Here is a 16589-nt window from a genome sequence, read left to right as displayed (position 1 = left end):
AAGTAACATTGATTTATTTAGTAGATGCCTGATTTAACAGGCCACAAAGCTGATGGGAGAGGACTGAATGAGCAATGACGGCGTGAATGCAGGCCGGCGTCGCTTCTTGGTAGCAGCCACATCCGTGGTGGGTGCTGCAGGAGCGGTGGGGGCTGCGGTCCCGTTCGTGGGGTCATGGTTTCCCAGTGCCAAGGCGAAAGCCGCCGGTGCACCGGTGAAAGTGAATGTCAGCAAGATCGAGCCAGGACAGCAGATGATTGCCGAGTGGCGCGGCCAGCCGGTGTTCATTGTCCGCCGTACTGCGGAAATCCTGGGGAATCTCAAGAAGATCGAGGGCCAGCTCTCCGATCCGACTTCCAAAAACTCCACGCAACCTACCTATGTCGACCCTGAAGTGCGTTCGATCAAGCCGGAAATTCTCCTGCTGATAGGGATCTGCACTCACCTGGGTTGCTCGCCAACCTTCCGTCCCGAAGTGGCGCCTGCGGATCTGGGTAAAGACTGGGTCGGTGGCTATTTCTGCCCGTGCCACGGCTCCCACTACGATCTGGCTGGCCGCGTCTACAAGTCGCAACCCGCGCCTTTGAACCTGCCAGTTCCCCCGCATTCCTATGAGACCGATGACCTGATTGTCATTGGCGTCGATACGGAGAAAGCGTGATGAGCAAGTTCATGGATTGGGTTGATGCACGCTTCCCCGCGACCAAAATGTGGGAAGACCATCTCAGCAAGTATTACGCGCCAAAAAACTTCAACTTCTTCTATTTCTTCGGCTCGCTGGCGCTGCTGGTGCTGGTCAATCAGATCGTCACCGGTGTCTGGCTGACGATGAGCTACACGCCGTCGGCAGAAGAGGCGTTCGCTTCCGTCGAATACATCATGCGCGACGTCGAGTACGGCTCGATCCTGCGTTTGCTGCACTCCACCGGCGCTTCGGCGTTCTTCATCGTGGTCTATCTGCACATGTTCCGTGGCCTGCTCTACGGTTCGTATCAGAAGCCCCGTGAACTGGTCTGGGTGTTCGGCATGCTGATCTACCTGGCGCTGATGGCCGAGGCCTTCATGGGGTATCTGCTGCCGTGGGGCCAGATGTCCTACTGGGGTGCCCAAGTGATCATCTCGCTGTTCGGTGCTATCCCGGTCATCGGTAACGATCTGACCCAGTGGATTCGTGGTGACTACCTGATCTCGGGGATCACCCTGAACCGCTTCTTCGCCTTGCACGTGGTGGCCCTGCCGATCGTGATTCTCGGTCTGGTGGTGCTGCACATTCTGGCGTTGCACGAGGTAGGTTCGAACAACCCGGATGGCGTCGACATCAAGAAGCACAAAGACGAAAACGGCATCCCGCTGGATGGCATTGCCTTCCATCCGTACTACACCGTGAAAGACATCGTCGGTGTGGTGGTGTTCCTGTTTATCTTCTGCTTTATCGTGTTCTTCTTCCCGGAAATGGGTGGCTACTTCCTCGAAAAACCTAACTTCGAGCCGGCTAACCCGTTCAAGACGCCGGAGCACATTGCACCGGTCTGGTACTTCACGCCGTTCTACGCGATCTTGCGTGCGATCCCGGACAAACTCATGGGCGTTATCGCCATGGGCGCCTCGATTGCCTTGCTCTTTGTCCTGCCATGGCTGGATCGCAGTCCGGTCAAATCGATGCGCTACAAGGGCTGGATGAGCAAAATCTGGCTGGTGGTGTTCTGCATTTCCTTCGTGATCCTTGGCATTCTGGGCGTACTGGCTCCGACGCCGGAGCGCACGCTGGTGTCGCAGATCTGCACCTTCCTGTACTTCGCCTACTTCATTCTGATGCCGTTCTACACCAGGCTCGAGAAGACCAAACCGGTTCCGGAAAGGGTGACTGGCTGATGAAAAAGTTATTTTTTGCTCTGATTTTCGCTGCTCTGCCTGTGCTGTCTTTCGCCGCCGAACACGGTGGTCCGGAGCTGGAAAAAGTCGACATCGACGTATCCGACAAGGCTGCTCTGCAAGATGGTGCGCGAACCTTCGCCAACTATTGCATGGGTTGCCACAGTGCCAAGTTTCAGCGTTACGAGCGGGTGGCCGATGACCTCGGCATTCCCCACGAGATGATGCTCGAGAAGCTGGTGTTCACCGGCGCCAAGATCGGCGACCACATGAACATCGGCATGCAGCCGGCGGACGCCAAGACCTGGTTCGGTGCTGCACCGCCGGACCTGACCCTGGTGGCGCGTGTGCGTGGCACTGACTGGCTCTACGGTTACCTGCGCTCGTTCTACGAAGATCCGGCACGTCCTTGGGGCGTGAACAACAAGGTCTTCCCGAACGTCGGCATGCCTAACGTGCTGGTCGGCCTGCAAGGACGTCAGGTGGTGGGCTGCAAGCAAGTGCAGATCGTCGAGGATGGCAAGAAGCAATACGATCCGCTGACCGGTACGCCGCTGACCCACGAAGCGTGCGATCAGTTGACCATCGTGCCGAAATCCGGTGCTCTGAACGAAGAGCAGTTCGATGAGAAGGTCAAGAATCTGGTAACCTTCCTGGCTTACTCGGCTAACCCGGTTAAGCTGCAACATCAGCGCATCGGTACTTACGTCTTGCTGTACCTGGCGTTCTTCTTTGTGTTCGCCTATCTGCTCAAGCGTGAATACTGGAAAGACGTGCACTGATACGCTTCAAGCATTGCTGTTAATCGCGCGCGCCCAAGGGCGCCTCCGATAACGCGACGTCTGGTTCGCCAGGCGTTGCGGGAGGCGCCCTCTGGGCGCGCGCGTTTTTCCGGTTCCGATAATTTCAACAAGCGAGGAGGATCGCCATGGGCGTGACCAATCGGTTGGCCTGTTACTCCGACCCCGCCGACCACTATTCCCACCGAGTGCGCATCGTGCTTGCAGAGAAGGGTGTCAGCGCCGAAATCATTTACGTGGAAGCTGGTCGCCAGCCGCCTAAACTGATTGAGGTGAACCCTTACGGCAGTCTCCCGACACTGGTCGATCGCGACCTGGCGTTGTGGGAGTCGACCGTGGTGATGGAATATCTGGATGAGCGTTACCCGCATCCGCCACTGATGCCGGTTTATCCGGTGGCGCGTGCCAATAGCCGTCTGCTGATTCACCGTATTCAGCGCGACTGGTGTGGTCTGGTGGATCTGATTCTTGATCCCAAGTCCAAGGAGGCCGCGCGTGTCGTGGCGCGTAAGGAATTGCGTGAAAGCCTGACAGGCGTGTCGCCGCTGTTTGCCGACAAGCCGTTTTTCCTCAGTGAGGAACAAAGTCTGGTGGATTGCTGCCTATTGCCAATACTCTGGCGTTTGCCGATTCTGGGTATTGAACTGCCGCGGCCGGCCAAGCCGCTGCTTGATTATATGGAGCGCCAGTTTGCGCGTGAGGCTTTCCAGGCGAGTCTGTCTGGCGTCGAACGCGATATGCGCTAAGGCTTAAGGAGCCGCTATGAACTCCAGTCGACCTTATCTGGTCCGCGCGCTCTACGAGTGGATTGTGGATAACGATTGCACCCCGCACATGCTGGTCAATTCCGAATACCCGGCAGTGCAGGTGCCGCAGGGCTTCGCCAGTGACGGGCAGATTGTCCTGAACATTTCGCCCAGCGCCGTGCGGCACTTGCACATGGACAACGACGTGGTGACCTTCGAGGGTCGCTTCGGTGGCGTTCCGCACAGTCTGTATGTGCCGATCAGTGCAATCCTGGGTATTTACGCCCGGGAGAACGGGCAGGGCATGGTGTTCGATCTCGAGTCGCCGATGGATGACGAAGACGATATCGAGCCGGATGACGACTTGCCGCCACCGGACAGCGAGCCGCCGCGACCAAGCGGCCGGCCAAGCCTGAAAGTGGTGAAGTAATAAAAAAGGCGACCCGAGAGGGTCGCCTTTTTTATTGCGTGGGTATCAGTCAGTCGATGTATTCGAACAGTTTCACGATTTTCTGCACACCGGAAACGCTCTGCACCAGATTGGTCGCCTGTTGGGCTTCCTGCTTGGTCAGCAGGCCCAGCAGATAGACGATGCCGTTCTCGGTCACGACCTTGATGCGCGAGCCGGGAATGCTGGCATCGGTCAGCATCTGGGTCTTGATCTTGGTGGTCAGCCAGGCGTCGTTCTGGCGGGCGAGGAAGCTCGAAGGTGCAATCACTTGCAGTTCGTTATGCACCTTCTTCACGCGCTGGACGTCGCTGGCGGCCTGTTCGGCCTTGGCCTTGAGGTCTTCACGCGGCGTCTGGCCGGCGAGCAGCACCACGCCGTTGAAGCTGGTGACGACGATATGCGAGTCCTTGTCCAGGCCAGGGTCGGCCTTGGCCACGTTGACGCCGACTTTGGTTTCGATCAGCGAGTCGTCGATTTTACTGCCGAAGGTTCGGGTGCCGCGGTCGTCTTCAATCGGCGCTTCACGGCTGGCGTTCACCACCGAGGTGCAGCCGCTGATGCCGAGGCACAGGGTCAAGGCCAAAAGGCCAAGGCGATTAGGGGTCATTCTTCACTCCCGAACAGTTGGCTGTCGATCAGATCGCAGAGGCAATGGATCGCCAGCAGATGGACTTCCTGAATACGTGCAGTGACATGGGCCGGTACGCGAATCTCGACGTCTTCAGGCAGTAGCAGCGAAGCCATGCCGCCGCCGTCGCGGCCAGTCAATGCTACGACAATCATTTCGCGATCATGTGCGGCCTGGATCGCCTGAATAATGTTTGCCGAGTTACCGCTGGTCGAAATCGCCAGCAATACGTCACCTGGTTGACCCAGTGCGCGGATTTGCTTGGAGAACACTTCGTTGTAGCTGTAGTCGTTGGCGATCGAGGTGATCGTCGAGCTGTCGGTGGTCAGGGCGATGGCCGGCAGGCTCGGGCGTTCGCGCTCGAAGCGGTTGAGCAGCTCCGAGGAGAAGTGCTGGGCGTCGCCGGCAGAGCCGCCGTTGCCGCACGAAAGCATTTTGCCTTCGTTGAGCAGGGCGTTGACCATGATCTGGCTGGCTTGCTCGATGTGCGGTGCAAGTACGTCCATCGCCTGTTGCTTGGTGTCGATACTGGCCTGGAAAAGCTGGCGAATTCGGGATTGCATGTCCATCTGTGTGACCTTAAGTGGCGCGGCTGTTCGGCACGTGAATGTGCAGCCCGCAAAGCAAAGAGCAAAAATTGTCGGTGAAAGTGTCCGGGGTGGTGTGCAGAGAATCAACCATCGAACGCATTCTGCAACCAGTTCAACTGATCGGGGTGCCTGTCGATGGCCACCACGTCGAAGCGGCAGGGAGAATCGGCCCAGCGTGACTCGCGCTGAAGAAAATACTGCGCGGCGAAAATCAGTTTCTGCCGTTTGCGCTCATCGATGCTAGCGAGCGCGCCACCCCATTGAGTGTTTTTTCTGTAGCGGACTTCGACGAATACTACTGTATCGCCATCAAGCATGACCAGATCAAGCTCGCCCCGTTTGCATGACCAGTTCTGCGCCAGCAGGCGCAGACCCTGGTGTTGCAGATGCTCGAGCGCCTGGCGCTCGGCATCCTTGCCGCTTTGCAGGTGCGAGCCGTCGGGCATCAGCGCGGGGTGTCCGGCAGGCGCTGAACCTGACCGCTGACGAACTGCGCCCAAGGCAACTGACGCACAACACGCTGGGTCTGGGTCATGCCGAGGCTACCCGACTCACCGTCAATGCGGCTGTCCGGCAGGGCCTTGAGTTGGCCCAGACGCGGTGCCAGGCGGTAGGCATCCACACCCATCGCGTACAGGCGGCCGAGGCTCCCGGCAGCTTGCGGCCACTGCGCAACCACTTGCTGGCGCAGTGGATCGCTGTTGTCCAGCAACCATGGGGTTTCGCAGAAGCGCACGCCGTTCATGTCGTTGTACTGGTTCACATCGCCACTGGCGCTGTAGACGTGGGAAGTTGCGTACACCGGAACGTCACCCGCGTACTGGAAGTTCAGGGTCGGCTTGATCTGCTGCGCCTGTTGCGGCGTGGCTGCGAGGAAGATGAACTCGATGTCCTGACGACGCGACGGCTGCGCGGCTACGTTGGTGCCAGCGGCGTTCTGCAGGCTCTTGGCGCGGGCTTCGCTTTGACGCAGCTGGAACATGTCGGCGATCTGCTGGGCCAGTTGCACCGGCTGATCGACGCGTTCGGTGGCAACAATGCTGCCTCCATTGGCCTGCCAGTCCTGGCTGAAAGCGCGCAGTACGCGGTCGCCCCATTCGCCTTTCGGCACCATGATCGCCGCGCGATGCAGGCCGTCGGCGCGGGCACGACGCGAGACCTCGCGAGCTTCGTCTTCAGCCGCCAGACCGAACTGGAACAGTTGCGCCGGGCCTTGATCGCCTTCGCTGTAGTTCAGCGCGAGGGTGGTGATTGGTAGTTGAGGGCGAGTGCTCAGTTGTTTGACCAGCGGTTTTTCCAGCGGGCCGACCACCAGTTGCACGCCATCAGCCTGAGCCTTGCGGTAGAACTCGTCCATCGAGGTCAGCTTGGAGCTGTCGTAGAACTCGATCGCTGGCGGCTTTTGCCCGGCCTGTTGAGCCTGATAGTGCGCCGCCATGAAGCCTTCGCGCAGTGCTTTACCGACCGCTGCCAGCTGACCGTCTTGCGGCAGCAGCAGGGCGATCTTGCTCAGGGGCTGGCTGGCCAGTTCCTTGAGTTTGGTCAGTGGCAACGGCAAGTTGATCGCCGCCGGGTGCTTTGGATTCTGCGCGCGCCAGGTATCGATCGCCGCTTGCTGCTGTTCCAGGGTGCCGGCGGATTTCACTGCCAGTGCCAGACTCATCCAGCCGCCGAGGTCGTCGGTGGTGTTGGGTTGCAGTTGGTCGGTCGGCAGCGAGCCAATCAGAGTCCAGATGGCTTCGTGGTTCTTGCTCGCGGCTTCGCCTTGCAGCATCGGCGCGATGAACACGCGCTCGCGAGCGGCTGCGAGTGTCTGACCGTCGGCTTCCAGTGCGCGGGCATGCACGGTGCCGGTGCGCACTTGCTGCTCTTCAGGCATCTCGCCCAAGTGTTGCAGGCTCGGATGGCTCAGAGCGGTCAGCGCAGCTTTCGGCTGATTGCGGGTCATCGCCAGTTCAGCGGACAGGGTGCTGGCGAAGATCTGCTGGCCTGGCTTCAACTGCTCCATCGGCACTTGTTGCAGGATCTGCGCGGACTGCCCGGCGTTGCCCTGGCGATAAGCCAGGTCTGCCGCGCTCAGGCGCAACAGGGCGGCTTTTTCCGGCGTCTTGGCCTGGGTCGCCTGTTCGAGCAGTTGCTCGATGCTGGCATCCGGAGTCCGTGGAAGTTCGCCAAGGCTGGAGGAGGGGGAGCTGGCGCAGGCCGCCAGCAAGGCAGCGAGGCAGAGGGCAGTGAACAGCCGCAGGCAAGCGATCATGTAAGTGTTCCTGATACTCGATCAAATTAGCGTGGAATTGTACCCAAGCACTGGCCGGGGCGCGATGTTACTGGCGTGAAACCGTCAATTTAGCTGAAGCAAATGTTGCGGCATCGCACAAAGACGCGCAAAACCGGCGTCGGCCGGAACGCATCGCAAGCCTCGTGACGCGTTACAATGCCGGTTTTTACCGAACACGAGGTGTGCGCTTTGACTGCTCCAGGTCCTTTGAATTCCGCTGCTGGCTCGCTTTATGTGGTGGCGACGCCCATCGGCAACCTGGACGACATCAGCGCCCGGGCCCTGAAGATCCTCCGCGAGGTTGCACTGATTGCCGCCGAAGACACGCGGCACTCGGCGCGACTGATGCAGCACTTCGGCATTGCCACGCCGCTGGCCGCGTGCCACGAACATAACGAACGTGATGAAGGTAGCCGCTTTATTACCCGTTTGCTGGCGGGCGATAACGTCGCGCTGATTTCCGATGCCGGGACGCCACTGATTTCCGATCCGGGTTACCACCTGGTGCGTCAGGCGCGGGCGGCGGGGATCAATGTGGTGCCGGTGCCGGGCGCCTGTGCGTTGATCGCGGCGTTGTCGGCGGCGGGTCTGCCCTCCGACCGCTTCATCTTCGAAGGCTTCCTGCCGGCCAAGCCGGTAGGGCGCAAGGCGCGCCTGGAAGCAGTAAAGGAGGAGCCGCGCACGTTGATTTTCTACGAGGCCCCGCATCGCATTCTCGAATGCCTGCAAGACATGGAAGCGGTGTTTGGTGGCGAGCGTCAGGCGTTGCTGGCCCGGGAAATCACCAAAACCTTCGAGACCCTCAAAGGTTTGCCGCTGGCTGAGTTGCGTGGATTTGTCGAGTCCGACAGCAACCAGCAGCGCGGCGAGTGTGTGGTGCTGGTCGCCGGCTGGTCTGCACCGGAGTCCGAAGATGCAGTCAGCAGCGAGGCGATGCGCGTGCTCAATCTGCTGCTCGAAGAGATGCCGCTCAAGCGCGCTGCCGCCCTGGCTGCGCAAATCACCGGTGAGCGCAAAAACGTCCTGTACCAGGTCGCACTCGATCAGCAGAAGGGCGAGTAACCCGTCGCGCAGACAGGTTTTACGGCTATTAGCGCTTGTTCTTCAGGCGCTCTGCCGTTAACCTGCGCGGCGGAGAGTCGATCGGACAGTCGCTGCCCTCTATGAAAATTAGGGGGGGGAGGAAAGTCCGGGCTCCATAGGGCGAAGTGCCAGGTAATGCCTGGGAGGCGTGAGCCTACGGAAAGTGCCACAGAAAATAACCGCCTAAGCGCTTCGGCGCCGGTAAGGGTGAAAAGGTGCGGTAAGAGCGCACCGCACGTCTGGCAACAGTTCGTGGCTAGGTAAACCCCACTTGGAGCAAGACCAAATAGGGTCCCAAGGCGTGGCCCGCGCTGGGACCGGGTAGGTTGCTAAAGATGTCCAGTGATGGCCATCGTAGACGAATGACTGTTCAAGACAGAACCCGGCTTACAGATCGACTCTCCACCTTTTTCTTTCCCTGCTTGAATCAATGGCGTCAGGGCTGGTTATTATCGGCAGGCCTGCGCTAAAGTCCGGCAGCGGCAAATGCGGTAATAGCCATTTCCCACCTTGCTTCAATCAACAGCAGAAGCGCTTTTGTAATACCGAAAAAATCTTACTCTTAACAAATTACTTTAACTTCCGAGCGCAGCTTTCAGTGCCGCATCAAGTTATTGGTCAAAAGTATCCGCCAAATTGTCGTTACCCCTCCTTTTAAGCTCCTAAATCTCCGTTCTGTAAGGGTTTTCCTTTAATCCGCGCCTTGACGGTGTGGTGGGCGCATTCCTATAGTGTGCGCAAGTGGCGGAAAGTGGCATGAAGTGGGTTTTTTGAGCTCAAAACGATAAAAATTGGAGAAACGCTGACGTGTTTCGCGGAGCTAACGCTATCAGTCTCGATGCAAAGGGCCGTCTCGCCATGCCGAGCCGGTACCGTGACGAGCTCGTTTCGCGTAGTTCCGGCCAATTGATCGTGACCATTGATGCTGTTGATCCGTGCCTGTGTGTCTACCCGCTCGACGAGTGGGAAATCATTGAAACCAAGTTGCGCGCACTCCCTTCGCTTCGCGAAGAGAACCGTCGCCTGCAGCGTTTATTGATTGGTAATGCCGTCGACCTCGAACTCGACGGCAGTGGTCGTTTTCTGGTTCCACCGCGTCTGCGCGAATACGCCAAGCTTGATAAGAAAGCGATGCTGGTGGGCCAACTGAACAAGTTCCAATTGTGGGACGAGGATGCATGGAACGCGGTGTCTGCCGCTGACCTTGCTGCTATTCAACAACCGGGCGCCATGCCTGACGAACTGCGTGATTTGATCCTGTGACTATTGATAGCGGCTTTAACCACATCACCGTACTGCTTGACGAAGCCGTCGAGGCTCTCGCCGTACGTCCTGATGGCTGCTATCTGGACGGCACGTTCGGGCGCGGCGGGCACAGTCGGCTGATCCTCAGCCAGCTCGGGACGGACGGTCGACTCATCGGATTCGACAAGGATCCTCAAGCGATTGCCACCGGGCAAACGCTAGCGGCCGAAGACGGCCGCTTTGTCGTTGTGCAGCGCAGCTTTGCCGAGCTGGGTTCGGTGGTTGCCGAGCAAGGTCTGAGCGGCAAGGTCAGCGGTATCCTGCTCGATCTCGGCGTGTCGTCGCCGCAGCTGGATGACGCCGAGCGCGGCTTCAGTTTCCTCAATGACGGTCCGCTGGACATGCGCATGGATCCGTCCCGTGGCATCAGCGCCGCCGAATTCGTCAACACCGCGCCGGTGGAAGAAATCGCCCGGGTGTTCAAGGAATACGGCGAAGAACGTTTCTCAGGGCGCATGGCCCGCGCCGTGGCCGAGCGCCGCGACATCAAGCCGTTCGAGCGCACCGCTGATCTTGCCGAAGTTCTGAAAGTCGCCAACCCGGCGTGGGAGAAGGGCAAGAACCCGGCGACCCGTGCGTTCCAGGGTTTGCGCATTCACGTCAACAACGAACTGGGCGATCTGGAAGCCGGCCTCGAAGCCGCACTGGATGCTCTGGAGATCGGTGGCCGTCTGGTGGTCATCAGTTTCCACTCGCTGGAAGACCGCATCGTCAAACTGTTCATGCGCAAGCTGGTGAAAGGCGAAGCCGACAACCTGCCGCGCAACCTGCCCGTGCGCCATGTGGCGTTCGAACCGAAAATCAAAATCCATGGCAAAGCGCAGACGGCCTCCGACGCCGAACTCAAAGCCAACCCACGTTCCCGTAGCGCTGTCATGCGCGTCGCGGAGAAGTTGCGGTGAGCAAGCTTTTCGCCAAGCCCCTGCCGGGCGGCAGCTTCTTCATGCTGCTGCTGTTTATCGGCGTGCTCGTGTCGGCCATCGGCGTGTCCTACAGCGCGCACTGGAACCGGCAGTTGCTCAACAATCTTTATAACGAACTCAGCGTGCGCGACAAGGCGCAGGCCGAGTGGGGGCGCCTGATTCTCGAGCAAAGCACCTGGACTGCGCACAGCCGCATCGAAGTGCTGGCCACCGAACAACTGAAAATGCACATCCCTGGCGCGGCTGACGTGAAGATGGTGGCGCCATGATGAAACTTGAAGGCGCACTCTTCCCGTGGCGCTTCCGCCTGATGGTGGCACTGCTCGGCGTGATGGTTGCGGCGATCTGCTGGCGCATCATCGACCTGCAGGTGGTTGACCGTGACTTCCTCAAAGGTCAGGGCGATGCGCGCAGCCTGCGTCATATTCCGATTCCTGCTCACCGTGGTCTGATCACTGACCGTAACGGCGAGCCTTTGGCCGTGAGTACCCCAGTGACCACGCTGTGGGCCAACGCCAAGGAAATGCAGACCGCCAAAGAGAAGTGGCCAGCACTGGCCGCCGCGCTGGGTCAGGACCCGAAAGCCCTGACTGAACGCCTCGAAGCGCAAGCCAACAAAGAATTTATCTACCTGGTGCGCGGGCTGACCCCCGAGCAAGGTCAGGCTGTGCTCGACCTGAAAGTGCCGGGCGTTTACGGTATCGAAGAATTCCGCCGCTTCTACCCGGCCGGTGAAGTCACCGCACACATGGTCGGCTTTACCGACATTGACGATCACGGGCGTGAAGGAGTCGAGCTGGCCTACGACGAGTGGCTGGCCGGGGTGCCGGGCAAACGGCAGGTCATCAAGGATCGGCGCGGTCGGCTGATCAAGGATGTCCAGGTCACCAAGAACGCCAAGGCCGGCAAGCCCTTGGCGTTGTCGATTGACCTGCGTCTGCAATACCTGGCCAACCGCGAGCTGCGCAACGCGATCATCGAGAACGGCGCCAAGGCCGGCAGCCTGGTGATCATGGACGTGAAGACCGGCGAGATTCTCGCCATGGTCAACCAGCCGACCTACAACCCGAACAACCGTCGCAATCTGCAGCCGGCGATGATGCGTAACCGCGCGATGATCGACGTGTTCGAACCGGGTTCGACCATGAAAGCGATCTCGATGAGTGCCGCGATCGAAACCGGCCGCTGGAAACCGAGCGACACCGTCGAGGTGTACCCGGGCTCCCTGCAGATCGGCAAGTACACCATCAAGGACGTGTCGAAGACCGAAGGCCCGGTACTCGACCTGACCGGCATCCTGATCAATTCCAGTAACGTCGGCATGAGTAAGGTCGCGTTCGATATTGGTGGCGAAACCATTTTCCGCCTCGCACAGAAAGTCGGCCTCGGTCAGGACACCGGCCTCGGCTTCCCGGGCGAGCGCGTCGGCAACCTGCCGAACTACCGCGAATGGCGCAAGGCTGAAACCGCGACGCTGTCGTATGGCTACGGTATTTCCGTGACCGCGATCCAGTTGGTGCACGCGTTCTCGGCACTGGCCAACAACGGTCGTCTGGCACCACTGACCCTGATCAAAACCGACAAACCGCCGCAGACCACCCAGGTACTGCCGGAAGCGGTCGCGAAAACCATGCAAGGCATGCTGCAGCAAGTGATCGAAGCACCGCGCGGCGTGTTCCGTGCGCAGGTGCCTGCGTATCACGTGGCCGGCAAGTCGGGTACTGCACGTAAAACGTCGGTGGGTACCAAGGGCTACGCCGAAAACTCCTACCGCTCGCTGTTCGCCGGTTTCGGCCCGATGAGCGATCCGCGTTACGCCATCGTGGTCGTGATCGATGAACCGTCCAAGGCCGGTTACTTCGGTGGTCTGGTGTCGGCGCCGGTGTTCAGCCGTGTGATGTCCGGCACCCTGCGTCTGATGAACGTCACCCCGGACAACCTGCCGACCACCCAACAGGCCAACGCCACCCCGGTCGTTCCGCTGAAAGCCAATGGAGGGCGCGGCTGATGTCATTAAGTCTGAACAAGATATTCCCCCACGCCGGCCACGATCTGCTGATCCGTGAATTGGCGCTGGACAGCCGCAACGTACGCGCGGGTGACCTGTTCCTCGCCGTGCCGGGCGGCAAGTTCGATGGCCGTGCGCACATCGCCGATGCCTTGCAGCGCGGCGCGGCGGCGGTTGCCTATGAAGTGGAAGGCGCCACCGTGCTGCCGATCACCGAAGTGCCGTTGATTCCGGTCAAAGGCCTGGCGGCGCAGTTGTCCGACATCGCCGGGCGCTTTTATGGCGAGCCGAGCCATCACCTGAACCTGATCGGTGTCACCGGCACCAACGGCAAGACCAGCGTGACCCAACTGGTCGCGCAGGCACTGGATCTGCTCGGTCAGCACTGCGGCATCGTCGGTACGCTGGGCTCCGGCTTCTATGGCGCGCTGGAAAGTGGTCTGCACACCACGCCGAATCCGATTGCCGTGCAAGCAACTCTTGGCGACCTGAAAAAGGCCGGGGCCAAAGCCGTGGCCATGGAAGTGTCGTCTCACGGTCTGGATCAGGGCCGGGTCACCGCGTTGGCGTTCGACGTCGCGGTGATGACCAACCTGTCTCGCGATCACCTGGATTATCACGGCACCATGGAGGCGTATGCCGAGGCCAAGGCCAAGCTGTTCGCCTGGAATGACCTGAAGTGCCGCGTGGTCAACCTCGACGACGATTTCGGTCGGCAACTGGCCGCCGAAAAACGCGATTCGCGCCTGATCACTTACAGCCTGCTCGACAGCAGCGCCTATCTCTATGTCCGCGAAGCGCAGTTCGATGACCACGGCGTACGCGCCACGCTGGTCACGCCGCAGGGCGAACATCATCTGCGCAGCACGCTGCTGGGTCGTTTCAACCTGAGCAATGTACTGGCGGCAGTCGGCGCCTTGCTCGGTCTGGATTACGCGCTCGACGAAATTCTCAAGGTGCTGCCAAAACTCGAAGGCCCTGCCGGACGCATGCAGCGACTGGGGGGCGGCACTCAGCCGCTGGTGGTGGTCGATTACGCCCACACCCCGGATGCCCTGGAAAAAGTTCTGACTGCGCTGCGCCCACACGTCAAAGGCCAGTTGCTGTGCCTGTTCGGCTGCGGCGGTGATCGTGATCGCGGCAAGCGTCCACTGATGGCCGAAGTAGTCGAGCGTCTGGCTGACCGCGTGCTGGTCACCGATGACAACCCGCGCACGGAAGACCCGGCACAGATTTTCGACGACATCCGCGCCGGTTTCACCGCTGTGGATAAAGTTACTTTCGTCGCCGGCCGTGGTCAGGCGATCGCCCAGCTGATCGCCGGTGCTTCGGCGGATGACGTGATCGTGCTGGCCGGTAAAGGTCACGAGGACTATCAGGAAATCAACGGCGAGCGGCACGCTTTCTCCGATCTGGTCGAGGCCGATCACGCCCTCACCGCGTGGGAGGTGGCCCATGCTTAAGGCCCTGACATTGAGCGAACTGACCAACGTGCTCGACGCCCGTCTGATCAGCACCGATGCCAGTTTCGATGGCGTCAGCATCGACAGCCGTGCGATCACCGCTGGCCAACTGTTTATTGCCCTGACTGGCCCGCGCTTCGATGGTCACGACTATCTGAACGACGTCGCCGGCAAAGGCGCGGTCGCGGCACTGGTCGAGCGCGAGGTCGTCGACAGCACCTTGCCGCAACTGCTGGTCAAGGACACCCGCCAGGCCCTCGGCCAGTTGGGTGCGTTGAACCGCGCCGCGTTCACCCAGCCAGTCGCGGCCATCACCGGCTCCAGCGGCAAGACCACGGTCAAGGAAATGCTCGCAAGCATCCTGCGTACCCGCGGTCCGGTGCTGGCAACGCGCGGCAATCTGAACAACGATCTCGGCGCACCGCTGACCCTGCTCGAACTGGCCCCGGAACACACCGCCGCCGTAATCGAACTGGGCGCTTCGCGTCTGGGCGAAATCGCCTACACCGTCGGGCTGACCAAGCCACACGTGGCGATCCTCAACAACGCTGGCACCGCCCACGTTGGCGAGTTCGGCGGGCCGGAAAAAATCGTCGAAGCCAAAGGCGAGATCATCGACGGACTGGCGTCGGATGGCGTCGCTGTGCTTAACCTCGATGACAAGGCCTTTGGCATCTGGAAGCTCCGCGCCGGCGCACGCAAGGTGCTGACCTTCTCCCTGAGCAATCCGCAGGCAGACTTCTACGCCAGTGACCTGAGCACCGATGCCCGGGGTTGCCCGGCCTTCAACCTGCATACACCTGAAGGTGTGGAGCACGTTCAACTGAACCTGCTCGGCACCCATAACGTCGCCAACGCCATGGCTGCCGCCGCTGCCGCTCACGCCTTGGGCGTGTCGCTGTTTGGCATCGCCACCGGGCTTGGCGCGGTACAACCGGTCAAGGGTCGCACCGTCGCGCAATTGGCGAAGAACGGCATGCGCGTGATCGATGACACTTACAACGCAAACCCCACCTCCATGTGCGCTGCCGTTGATATACTCGCCGGCTTTTCCGGCCGCACCGTCCTGGTGCTCGGAGATATCGGCGAGTTGGGCGACTGGGCGGAGCAGGGGCACCGCGACGTGGGCGAATACGCCCGGGGCAAGGTTTCCGCGCTTTACGCGGTCGGGCCGAACATGGTCCACGCCGTGAACGCATTCGGTAAAGAAGCGCATCACTTCGGCACGCAAGCCGAACTGATCCAGGCCCTCGACGCCGAGCAGGACACAAACACCACCATTTTGATCAAGGGTTCGCGCAGTGCAGCGATGGAAAACATCGTTGCGGCTCTGTGCGGGCCCAGTCTGGAGAAACATTAATGCTGCTGCTGCTAGCGGAGTATCTGCAACAGTTCTACAAAGGCTTCGCGGTCTTCCAGTACCTGACCCTGCGCGGGATCCTCGGTGTGCTGACCGCGCTGGTTTTGTCGCTGTGCTATGGCCCGTGGATGATCCGCACTTTGCAGAACCGTCAGATCGGTCAATCTGTTCGTAACGACGGCCCGCAATCGCACCTGTCCAAGTCGGGTACGCCGACCATGGGCGGCGCGCTGATTCTGTCTTCCATCGGTGTCAGCACCCTGCTTTGGGCTGACCTGAGCAACCGCTACGTGTGGGTCGTGCTGCTGGTGACCCTGCTGTTCGGTGCCATCGGCTGGGTCGACGACTACCGCAAAGTGATCGAGAAGAACTCCCGTGGCTTGCCAAGCCGCTGGAAGTATTTCTGGCAGTCGGTGTTCGGTCTGGGCGCGGCGATCTTCCTTTATATGACCGCCACCACACCGGTGGAAACCACGCTGATCCTGCCGATGCTCAAGGACTACAGCATTCCGCTGGGCGCCGGGTTCATCGTGCTGACCTACTTCGTGATCGTCGGCTCAAGCAACGCGGTCAACCTGACTGACGGTCTCGACGGTCTGGCGATCATGCCAACCGTGATGGTCGGCGGCGGTCTGGGCATCTTCTGCTACCTGTCGGGTAACGTGAAATTCGCCGAATACCTGCTGATCCCTTACGTGCCGGGCGCGGGCGAACTGATCGTATTCTGCGGCGCACTGATCGGTGCCGGTCTGGGCTTCCTCTGGTTCAACACCTACCCGGCGCAAGTGTTCATGGGTGACGTCGGTGCTCTGGCACTCGGCGCGGCACTGGGCACCATCGCAGTGATCGTCCGTCAGGAAATAGTCTTGTTCATCATGGGCGGCGTGTTTGTGATGGAAACCCTGTCGGTGGTTATCCAGGTTGCTTCTTTCAAGCTGACCGGTCGCCGTGTGTTCCGCATGGCTCCGATACACCACCACTTTGAACTCAAGGGCTGGCCCGAGCCACGCGTGATCGTCCGTTTCTGGATCATCACCGTGATTCTCGTGCTGATCGGCCTTGCCACCCTGAAGCTGAGGTAG

Annotated in this window: 17 protein-coding genes and 1 other RNA gene; 14 read left to right on the top strand and 4 right to left on the bottom strand. The window is 60.2% G+C overall.

Annotated features, from left to right (window positions below; genetic code table 11):
• The first annotated feature begins 67 nt into the window (after positions 1-67).
• The 5 genes from petA (at position 68) to AC1RBR_RS22155 (ending at position 3848) form a co-directional block, all read left to right on the top strand.
• Entirely contained in the window at positions 68-661 is a 594-nt protein-coding gene (petA, locus tag AC1RBR_RS22175; RefSeq protein WP_003228055.1) for a ubiquinol-cytochrome c reductase iron-sulfur subunit, read from the top strand.
• Positions 661-1872 (top strand): cytochrome b, encoded by a 1212-nt coding sequence (locus tag AC1RBR_RS22170; RefSeq protein ID WP_095136850.1) that lies wholly within the window; start codon positions 661-663, stop codon positions 1870-1872. The genes petA and AC1RBR_RS22170 overlap by 1 nt, the downstream gene beginning before the upstream one ends.
• Positions 1872-2654, top strand: coding sequence for a cytochrome c1 (locus AC1RBR_RS22165; RefSeq protein ID WP_007917027.1), 783 nt, complete (start codon positions 1872-1874; stop codon positions 2652-2654). Before AC1RBR_RS22170 ends, AC1RBR_RS22165 begins: the two co-directional genes overlap by 1 nt.
• A gap of 146 nt (positions 2655-2800) precedes the next feature.
• Positions 2801-3418 carry a glutathione S-transferase N-terminal domain-containing protein gene (locus AC1RBR_RS22160; RefSeq protein WP_007961620.1) on the top strand — a complete coding sequence of 206 codons (618 nt, stop codon included), beginning with the start codon at positions 2801-2803 and terminating at the stop codon, positions 3416-3418.
• Positions 3419-3434: 16 nt separating this feature from the next.
• Positions 3435-3848 (top strand): ClpXP protease specificity-enhancing factor, encoded by a 414-nt coding sequence (locus tag AC1RBR_RS22155; protein ID WP_003228047.1) that lies wholly within the window; start codon positions 3435-3437, stop codon positions 3846-3848.
• A gap of 49 nt (positions 3849-3897) precedes the next feature.
• On the opposite strand, the gene AC1RBR_RS22150 is transcribed toward AC1RBR_RS22155, so the two are convergent.
• The 4 genes from AC1RBR_RS22150 to AC1RBR_RS22135 all read right to left on the bottom strand — a co-directional run bounded on the left by AC1RBR_RS22150 (position 3898) and on the right by AC1RBR_RS22135 (position 7344).
• Positions 3898-4476 carry a BON domain-containing protein gene (locus AC1RBR_RS22150; RefSeq protein ID WP_095136851.1) on the bottom strand — a complete coding sequence of 193 codons (579 nt, stop codon included), beginning with the start codon at positions 4474-4476 and terminating at the stop codon, positions 3898-3900.
• Positions 4473-5066 carry a phosphoheptose isomerase gene (locus tag AC1RBR_RS22145; protein WP_007961622.1) on the bottom strand — a complete coding sequence of 198 codons (594 nt, stop codon included), beginning with the start codon at positions 5064-5066 and terminating at the stop codon, positions 4473-4475. The genes AC1RBR_RS22150 and AC1RBR_RS22145 overlap by 4 nt, the downstream gene beginning before the upstream one ends.
• A gap of 104 nt (positions 5067-5170) precedes the next feature.
• Positions 5171-5533, bottom strand: coding sequence for a YraN family protein (locus AC1RBR_RS22140; RefSeq protein WP_007961623.1), 363 nt, complete (start codon positions 5531-5533; stop codon positions 5171-5173).
• Positions 5533-7344, bottom strand: coding sequence for a penicillin-binding protein activator (locus tag AC1RBR_RS22135; RefSeq protein WP_480403927.1), 1812 nt, complete (start codon positions 7342-7344; stop codon positions 5533-5535). The genes AC1RBR_RS22140 and AC1RBR_RS22135 overlap by 1 nt, the downstream gene beginning before the upstream one ends.
• Positions 7345-7521: 177 nt before the next feature.
• On the opposite strand from AC1RBR_RS22135, the gene rsmI reads away from it, so the two are divergent.
• The 9 genes from rsmI to mraY all read left to right on the top strand — a co-directional run bounded on the left by rsmI (position 7522) and on the right by mraY (position 16589).
• Positions 7522-8427, top strand: a complete 906-nt coding sequence (gene rsmI / locus AC1RBR_RS22130) for a 16S rRNA (cytidine(1402)-2'-O)-methyltransferase (protein WP_492566610.1) — start codon at positions 7522-7524, stop codon at positions 8425-8427.
• Positions 8428-8500: 73 nt separating this feature from the next.
• Positions 8501-8854, top strand: an RNA gene (gene rnpB / locus AC1RBR_RS22125) — RNase P RNA component class A.
• A gap of 401 nt (positions 8855-9255) precedes the next feature.
• Complete coding sequence (gene mraZ / locus AC1RBR_RS22120; protein ID WP_003228026.1) at positions 9256-9711, top strand: division/cell wall cluster transcriptional repressor MraZ; 456 nt, start codon at positions 9256-9258, stop codon at positions 9709-9711.
• Positions 9708-10655 (top strand): 16S rRNA (cytosine(1402)-N(4))-methyltransferase RsmH, encoded by a 948-nt coding sequence (gene rsmH / locus AC1RBR_RS22115; protein WP_007961626.1) that lies wholly within the window; start codon positions 9708-9710, stop codon positions 10653-10655. Before mraZ ends, rsmH begins: the two co-directional genes overlap by 4 nt.
• Complete coding sequence (gene ftsL / locus AC1RBR_RS22110; RefSeq protein ID WP_095136854.1) at positions 10652-10945, top strand: cell division protein FtsL; 294 nt, start codon at positions 10652-10654, stop codon at positions 10943-10945. Before rsmH ends, ftsL begins: the two co-directional genes overlap by 4 nt.
• Positions 10945-12684 carry a peptidoglycan D,D-transpeptidase FtsI family protein gene (locus tag AC1RBR_RS22105; RefSeq protein WP_177325626.1) on the top strand — a complete coding sequence of 580 codons (1740 nt, stop codon included), beginning with the start codon at positions 10945-10947 and terminating at the stop codon, positions 12682-12684. The genes ftsL and AC1RBR_RS22105 overlap by 1 nt, the downstream gene beginning before the upstream one ends.
• The gene (locus tag AC1RBR_RS22100; protein ID WP_166497704.1) at positions 12684-14147 is read left to right on the top strand and encodes a UDP-N-acetylmuramoyl-L-alanyl-D-glutamate--2,6-diaminopimelate ligase; all 1464 of its coding nucleotides are present in this window, start codon (positions 12684-12686) and stop codon (positions 14145-14147) included. Before AC1RBR_RS22105 ends, AC1RBR_RS22100 begins: the two co-directional genes overlap by 1 nt.
• Entirely contained in the window at positions 14140-15507 is a 1368-nt protein-coding gene (locus AC1RBR_RS22095) for a UDP-N-acetylmuramoyl-tripeptide--D-alanyl-D-alanine ligase (RefSeq protein ID WP_492566607.1), read from the top strand. Before AC1RBR_RS22100 ends, AC1RBR_RS22095 begins: the two co-directional genes overlap by 8 nt.
• Positions 15507-16589: a phospho-N-acetylmuramoyl-pentapeptide-transferase gene (gene mraY / locus AC1RBR_RS22090; RefSeq protein WP_025109289.1), complete on the top strand. Its 1083-nt coding sequence runs from the start codon at positions 15507-15509 to the stop codon at positions 16587-16589. The genes AC1RBR_RS22095 and mraY overlap by 1 nt, the downstream gene beginning before the upstream one ends.

The sequence above is a fragment of the Pseudomonas sp. GW823-FHT01D03 genome (assembly GCF_058798255.1).
This window is presented reverse-complemented; position numbering and strand designations above follow the sequence as displayed.